Here is a 6,878-nt window from a genome sequence, read left to right on the forward strand (position 1 = left end):
TCGAATGCTAGAACGGGCCACCGACAAAAAGCGCTCCCCTGAAACCACTGAAACAAAAGAGGCACAAGTGATTTGGGTTTGCCGGATCAACGCGTCAAAGCGTGGACCATCGCGCCTATTGCGTCGCCGAGAACAATGAGTCCAAGCGGCAACCGCGCTGCGGCGCGGTGCGCGATTGGATAGAGGTGGGTGAGTGCCATGGCCTCGTTGCTCACGGCCTGCAGCGGGTTCCTGCTCGCCGTCTTGTGGATGGATTTGATCTTCGACGTCCAGGTACTTCGGTATCGGAAGGCCACGACCGAACTGCCCGAGGCCGTGCTCGCTTCCATCGCGGCGTATTACCACCGCGCGACCACCGCGTCTCGGCCGATGAGCCGATTGATCGCACTCGTCATGCTGACCCTGGTGGGAACGCTGGTGCTGCAGGCCGCGCGGGGCCACGATCCCGGTTGGCTGCTGGTGACGTCGGCCGCGCTTGCCGGCATTCCGACCATGTTGGCGTTGACGCACACGGTTCCCGATGCGGTGCAGCTCGGGCACCGCGAGGACAGTCCGCCCGAGCAAACGCGCCTGGCGCGCTCGGTGTGCCGCGACCATCTGCTCTGCGCCGCCTGCATGCTCGCGTTTCTCGTCCTGTGGGTGGCGAACAGCACCGCGATCTGACCGCGGTGACGGGTCGTAGTCGCAAGGCGCAGGTCAGGACCCGCTGGCCACGTCAGTGAGCTACGTACTAAACTAGAACACGTTCCAATTCGGCGAGCTCCCAGGAGTTGTAATGCACACCCCTATCTGCGACGAACTCGGCATCGAGTTCCCGATTTTCGCCTTCACCCACTGCCGCGACGTCGTGGTGGCGGTCAGTAAGGCCGGGGGGTTCGGCGTGCTCGGTGCGGTCGGATTCACCCCCGAGCAGCTGGAGATCGAACTCAATTGGATTGACGAGAACATCGGCGACCACCCCTACGGCGTCGACATCGTCATCCCGAACAAGTACGAGGGCATGGACTCCCATCTGTCCGCGGAGGAGCTTGCCGAGACGCTGCGCAAGATGGTGCCGCAGGAGCACCTCGACTTCGGCAAGAAGATCCTCGCCGACCACGGCGTGCCGGTCGAGGACAGCGACGGCGACAGCCTGCAGCTCCTCGGCTGGACCGAGGCGACGGCCACGCCCCAGGTCGAGGTGGCGCTCAAGCACCCCAAGGTGAAGATGATCGCCAACGCGCTGGGCACCCCGCCGGCCGACATGATCAAGCACATCCACGAGGCCGGGCTCAAGGTCGCGGCGCTGTGCGGCTCCCCCTCGCAGGCTCGCAAGCACGCCGACGCCGGCGTCGACATCATCATCGCCCAGGGCGGTGAGGCTGGTGGGCACTGCGGCGAGGTGGGCTCGATCGTGCTGTGGCCGCAGGTCGTCAAGGAGGTCGCCCCGGTCCCGGTGCTGGCCGCCGGTGGCATCGGCAGCGGTGAGCAGATCGCGGCCGCACTGGCGCTCGGCGCGCAGGGCGCGTGGACCGGATCGCAGTGGCTGATGGTCGAGGAGTCCTCGAACACCCCGGTTCAGCAGCAGGCGTACGTCAAGGCCGGCAGCCGCGACACCGTCCGCAGCCGGTCGTTCACCGGCAAGCCGGCCCGCATGCTGCGCAACGACTGGACCGAGGCGTGGGAGGCACCGGAAAACCCGAAGCCGCTCGGAATGCCGTTGCAGTACATGGTCTCCGGCATGGCCGTGCGGGCCACCAACAGGTACCCGAACGAATCCGTCGACGTGGCATTCAACCCCGTCGGCCAGGTGGTCGGGCAGTTCACCAAGGTGGAGAAGACCTCAACGGTCATCGAGCGCTGGGTGCAGGAGTACCTGGAAGCCACCAACCGGCTGGACGAACTGAACGAGGCCGCCTCCGTCTGACGCGGAGGCTGGCCTGGCCGGTGCGCCTAGACCTCGTCGGCTTCGTCGGCTTCGTCGCGTCCGGTGAACACTTCCTTCGTCCGGTCCACCGCGTACGTGCCGATGTCGATCGAATTCGCGACGATGCCGCTGGCGCCGCCGGCGACGTCGCCGCGGATGATGTCGCTGGCGTGTTCGACGATGTCGGAGGCTTTTTCGACGGCGTTGGTCGCGATGTCCCTGACGGCGTCGACTGCATCCCTGGCGTTGAAGGCCATCTCGAGTCTCCCTTGTGTTGCAGGACGGTTGCTACGACTCTAGACGGGCTCGGGTGGCATTTCGCTACGGGCGGTGACGCCTATCGGGGCCTAGTAGTGCACCAGGCTGCGCCAGTAGTCTTCGGAAATTTCGGCCCCCGAGCGCAAAATTCGGGCCAGTCCGACGGCCATCGCGACGCCCAGCAGTCCCAGCCAGAGCCCGGCCAGCGCGATGACACCCCACAGCACGGCGGTGACGGTGGGCCAGGGCGAGAGCACCGCCAGCGCCGGCGCGAAGAAGAATCCGGTCCCGATGTACCAGGCCGAGCCGGCCCGGTCGGAGGCCAGCACGAAGCGTAGCCAGCGTGGGGTCGAAGGCTGAGCCGGACGATCGCGCATGGTCGTTACTCGGACGGTGGGAAGAACCCTGCCCCGGTGAACCAGCCCTCTTGCCACCCTTGGGCTCCCAGGCACAGCATCGGAAGTCCGCGGTCCGACTGTGCGGCGCTCTGCGGGCCTGGGCACTTGGCGCCCGCCTGCTGGACTCCGTACAGCGGATAAGAGGCCACCCAATAGCCGGTGGTCGCCGCGGGGAACTGATTGGGGGGCGGGAAGTGGCAAGCCTCGGCCTGGCCGCTGGGCCCCCGTCCGAAGATGAAACGCTCGTAGTTGTCGCACGGCGCGCCCAGCGAGGCCTGATAGTTCATGCCCGGCACGTCGCCGTCGTAACCGGCGGCCGCGCACGGGGCCAGGCCGATCGTGATGCCCGCTATCGAAGCGGCGCTGAGCAGTTCCCGAATCATGTCCTACCCCGCCTGTCGTCGCCGGTGACCTGCACCAAAGCATATCCGGCGGACCGTCGGCCACAAGACCGTTCCGGCTTGTGGGCCCGATCGTCGGCGTGCACCCGCGACACGGCGCGAAACGGCCGGTCAGGAACACGTTCCAATTCGCCGCCGACGATCTTTCCTCAATGCTTCCCAACCAAGGTGCGGCAGTGGTTTCCTTGCACAAGGACGACTAGACCACTTCGTCATCGAGGAGCGGGCCATGCCAACCGTCGAGCCAACTGCCAAGCCGGTCCCCAATCTCCCTCCCGGATTCGACTTCACCGACCCGGACATCCACGCCGAGCGGCTCCCGGTGGAAGAGCTGGCCGAACTGCGCCGGACGGCGCCGATCTGGTGGAACGAACAGCCCAATGGGGTGGGCGGATTCGACGACGGCGGCTTCTGGGTGGTGACCAAGCACAAGGACGTCAAAGAGATTTCGCGGCGCAGCGACGTCTTCTCCAGCCTGGAGAACACCGCCCTCCCCCGCTACAAAGAGGGCACGGTGCGCGAACAGCGCGATACCGGCAAGTTCGTGTTGCTCAACATGGATGCCCCGCAGCACACCCACCTGCGCAAGATCATCTCCCGCGGCTTCACACCGCGCGCCGTCGAGCTGCTGCGTGACGACCTGAACCAGCGCGCCCGTCAGATCGTCGAGAAGGCGGCCGCCGCGGGTTCTGGCGACTTCGTCGAGCAGGTGTCCTGCGAGCTTCCGCTGCAGGCCATCGCCGGACTGCTGGGAGTGCCGCAGGAAGACCGCATGAAGCTGTTCCACTGGTCGAATGAGATGGTGGGCGACCAGGATCCGGAATTCGCCCGCAATGACGCGATGGGTGCGTCGGTCGAGCTGATCACCTACGCCATGCAGATGGCCGCCGACCGGGCGCAGAATCCCGGCGAGGACATCGTCACCAAGTTGATCGAGGCCGACGTCGACGGGCACAAGCTCTCCGACGACGAGTTCGGTTTCTTCGTCATCCTGCTGGCCGTGGCCGGCAACGAGACCACCCGCAACTCCATCACACAGGGCATGATGGCCTTCACCGACTTCCCCGACCAATGGGAACTGTACAAGCGGGAGCGTCCCGTCACCACGGCCGACGAGATCGTCCGATGGGCCACCCCAGTCACCTCGTTCCAGCGGACCGCCCTAGAGGACTACGAGCTGTCCGGCGTGCAGATCAAGAAGGGCCAGCGCGTCGTAATGGTCTACCGCTCAGCCAATTTCGACGAGGACGTATTCGAGGACCCGTTCACCTTCAACATCCTGCGCGACCCCAACCCGCACGTCGGGTTCGGTGGCACCGGCGCGCACTACTGTATCGGGGCCAACCTGGCGCGGATGACCATCGACCTGATGTTCAACGCGATCGCCGATGCCATGCCCGACCTGGAATCGGTCGGCAAGCCCGAGCGGCTGCGGTCGGGGTGGCTCAATGGGATCAAACACTGGCAGGTCGACTACCACACCAACGGCTCCCAGAAATGTCCTGTCGCGCATCAGGCCCAGGGGTGACAAGCTAATCACATGCCCACTCATCGAGCCGTCCATGTCCCGTCCGCCGGTGCAGCTTTGGAGCTGGTCGACGCCGAAACCAAGCCACCGGGTCGCGATGAGGTACGGCTGACGGTCGCCGCGTGCGGCATCTGCGGAACCGACGCGCACTTCGTCAACGGCGGCTTTCCCGGCATGTCGTGGCCGCTGACTCCCGGGCACGAGATCGCCGGCAAGATCGCCGAAATCGGCGACGGGGTCCAGGATTTCGCGGTCGGCGATCGCGTCGCGGTCGGCTGGTTCGGCGGATGTTGCCAGCGCTGCGACCAATGCCGCAAGGGACAGTTCATTCACTGCGAAAACGGCAAAGTGCCGAATTGGCAATATCCCGGCGGATATGCCGAGTCGGTGACCGTACCGGTGAGCGCTCTGGCGCGCATACCGGCCGAGCTCTCCGATGCCGAAGCCGCCCCGATGGGATGCGCCGGCGTGACCACCTATAACGCGTTGCGGCACACCAATGCGCTGCCCGGCGACCGGGTGGCGGTACTCGGCGTCGGCGGCCTGGGCCACCTCGGGGTGCAATTCGCCCGGGCCATGGGTTTCGAGACCATCGCGATCAACCGCGGCACCGGCAAAGCCGACGACGCCCGAAAGCTGGGCGCCCATCACTACATCGACTCCACGGCCAACGACCCCGCCGAAGCGCTCAAGGACTTGGGCGGCGCGACGGTCGTCCTGGCCACCGCCGGAAACTCCAAGGCCATGGCCGACACGGTCGGCGGCATCCTGCCCCGGGGCCAACTGGTCACCATCGGCGTCACGCCCGAACCGCTGCCGATCAGCCCGGTGCAGCTGATAACGCCGGGCATCAGCATCGTCGGCCATCCCTCCGGTACGGCGAAAGACGTCGAGGACACAATGCATTTCGCGGTCTTGTCCGGCGTAAGAGCGTGGATCGAGGAGCTGCCGCTGTCGCAAGCCGCGGAGGGCTACGCGGCCCTGGAAGGCGGCCGGGCGCACTACCGCACCGTTTTGACCATGTGACACAGTCGATTCGTGACTTCCGACCAAAGCGCGGTGTGGACGATCGGCCCGGCTGACGGTGAGTTGTTGCTGCGCACCGGCGTTAGCGGCAGGGCGGCGCGGATGGGCCATCGCCTTACCATCGCGATGACGCGCTGGCGTGCCACCGTGAGCTGGTCCGACTCCCGACCCGTCAGCGCACAGCTCACCGTCGAGACCGATTCGTTCGAGGTACTGCGTGGTGACGGCGGTGTCAAAGGGCTGTCCGGGGCGGAGAAGGCGCTGGTGCGGTCCAACGCCCTGAAGTCGTTGTCCGCCAGCCGGTTTCCCGAAATCTGCTATACGGCGGATGTCATCGAAAACGCCGGCGATAACTACCGCCTGATGGGCGCTCTGCACATTCGGGGAGTGTCGCGGGACCATGTCGTCGAGGTGCAGACCGAAGACCTCGGGGAATCATGGCGGATGTCAGTCGAATCCACCATCCGGCAGTCCGACTACGGCATCAAGCCGTACTCGCTGCTGATGGGGTCGGTCCAGGTCGCCGACGACGTGTCGTTGTCGTTCGCCGCCGTTCGCGCCCAGGGCAACTGAGGGCCGCGGTCACCGGCGCCGGGCGAGCTCAGGGTTGCGGGTCGGTCGCTGCGCGCGGGGCCGAGTCAACCGCCGGATCGCCGGTGTCACCGGGTATGTGCTCGAGCACCCGGGTCAGGTAGGGCTGTCGGTTACCGCCGTCCGACTGTCGTTCGCCACCGGCGCCCGGCTGCTCCTCCGGAACGCTGGCGTCCGAAACCGGTTCGCCGGCAGGGAGTTTCGTTTGTGGGGCCGGCGGCTTGGCCGGCGGGGCCGCCGGAAGCGGCGCGACGGCCGTCACCGCCTCGGCGATCTGGGGGGTGGGCGGGTCGACACCGAGGCGGCCGCGAGCGATCGCCGGCTGCGTGTCATCGGAGTGACCTGGAACGACGAAGCATCCGCACAGGCCGCGCTGGTCTTGGAGGCCTTGACCGACGCGGGATTCGACAACGTCGTGCCGATCCGGTTCCTCGAAGCCATCGAGACGTTGGCTCGGGCCATCGCGCCCGTCATCGGCTACGAGCAGACCGCCGTCTGCATCCTCGACCGGGACTCGACGACCGTGGTCATGGTCGACACGCACGACGGTGAGACCCAGACGGCCACCAAGCACGTGCGGGGCGGCTTCGACGGCCTGACCCGCTGGCTGACCGGCATGTTCGAGCGCAACGGATGGCAGCCCGGCGGCGTCGTCGTGGTGGGCGGCCACAGCGACATCGACGGCCTCTCCTGGCAGCTCGAAACGACTTTGCCGGTACCGGTTTTCGTGCAATCGATGGCCCAGGTGACGATCGCGCGCGGCGCGGCGC

Annotated in this window: 9 protein-coding genes and 1 pseudogene; 6 read left to right on the forward strand and 4 right to left on the reverse strand. The window is 66.5% G+C overall.

Translation table 11 applies throughout. From position 1 onward, the window contains the following. Positions 1–198 precede the first annotated feature (198 nt). Positions 199–663 carry a hypothetical protein gene (locus A5659_RS03780; RefSeq protein WP_066868420.1) on the forward strand — a complete coding sequence of 155 codons (465 nt, stop codon included), beginning with the start codon at positions 199–201 and terminating at the stop codon, positions 661–663. A gap of 112 nt (positions 664–775) precedes the next feature. Continuing rightward, positions 776–1,906 carry a nitronate monooxygenase gene (locus A5659_RS03785; protein WP_066868422.1) on the forward strand — a complete coding sequence of 377 codons (1,131 nt, stop codon included), beginning with the start codon at positions 776–778 and terminating at the stop codon, positions 1,904–1,906. 26 nt (positions 1,907–1,932) lie between these two features. Here A5659_RS03785 and A5659_RS03790 read toward each other — a convergent pair whose 3' ends face one another. The 3 genes from A5659_RS03790 to A5659_RS03800 all read right to left on the reverse strand — a co-directional run bounded on the left by A5659_RS03790 (position 1,933) and on the right by A5659_RS03800 (position 2,945). Then, positions 1,933–2,163 carry a hypothetical protein gene (locus tag A5659_RS03790; RefSeq protein WP_066868424.1) on the reverse strand — a complete coding sequence of 77 codons (231 nt, stop codon included), beginning with the start codon at positions 2,161–2,163 and terminating at the stop codon, positions 1,933–1,935. Between the two features lie 90 nt (positions 2,164–2,253). Beyond that, the gene (locus A5659_RS03795; RefSeq protein WP_067179366.1) at positions 2,254–2,541 is read right to left on the reverse strand and encodes a hypothetical protein; all 288 of its coding nucleotides are present in this window, start codon (positions 2,539–2,541) and stop codon (positions 2,254–2,256) included. 5 nt (positions 2,542–2,546) lie between these two features. Beyond that, entirely contained in the window at positions 2,547–2,945 is a 399-nt protein-coding gene (locus tag A5659_RS03800) for a hypothetical protein (RefSeq protein WP_066868428.1), read from the reverse strand. Positions 2,946–3,192: 247 nt separating this feature from the next. Between A5659_RS03800 and A5659_RS03805 the strand changes: the two genes are divergently transcribed. The 3 genes from A5659_RS03805 to A5659_RS03815 are packed head-to-tail and all read left to right on the forward strand — an operon-like array spanning position 3,193 to position 6,090. After that, the gene (locus A5659_RS03805) at positions 3,193–4,491 is read left to right on the forward strand and encodes a cytochrome P450 (RefSeq protein ID WP_067179368.1); all 1,299 of its coding nucleotides are present in this window, start codon (positions 3,193–3,195) and stop codon (positions 4,489–4,491) included. 12 nt (positions 4,492–4,503) lie between these two features. After that, the gene (locus A5659_RS03810; RefSeq protein WP_067179370.1) at positions 4,504–5,517 is read left to right on the forward strand and encodes an alcohol dehydrogenase catalytic domain-containing protein; all 1,014 of its coding nucleotides are present in this window, start codon (positions 4,504–4,506) and stop codon (positions 5,515–5,517) included. Positions 5,518–5,529: 12 nt separating this feature from the next. Next, the gene (locus A5659_RS03815; protein ID WP_067179373.1) at positions 5,530–6,090 is read left to right on the forward strand and encodes a YceI family protein; all 561 of its coding nucleotides are present in this window, start codon (positions 5,530–5,532) and stop codon (positions 6,088–6,090) included. Positions 6,091–6,118: 28 nt separating this feature from the next. Here A5659_RS03815 and A5659_RS28060 read toward each other — a convergent pair whose 3' ends face one another. Then, entirely contained in the window at positions 6,119–6,370 is a 252-nt protein-coding gene (locus A5659_RS28060; protein ID WP_067179375.1) for a hypothetical protein, read from the reverse strand. A gap of 39 nt (positions 6,371–6,409) precedes the next feature. Between A5659_RS28060 and A5659_RS03825 the strand changes: the two are divergent. After that, positions 6,410–6,878: pseudogene (locus A5659_RS03825) on the forward strand (hypothetical protein); the annotation flags it as partial.

It is taken from the genome of Mycobacterium sp. 1165196.3, assembly GCF_001673415.1.
In the GTDB taxonomy this organism is placed as follows: Bacteria; Actinomycetota; Actinomycetes; order Mycobacteriales; family Mycobacteriaceae; genus Mycobacterium; species Mycobacterium europaeum_A.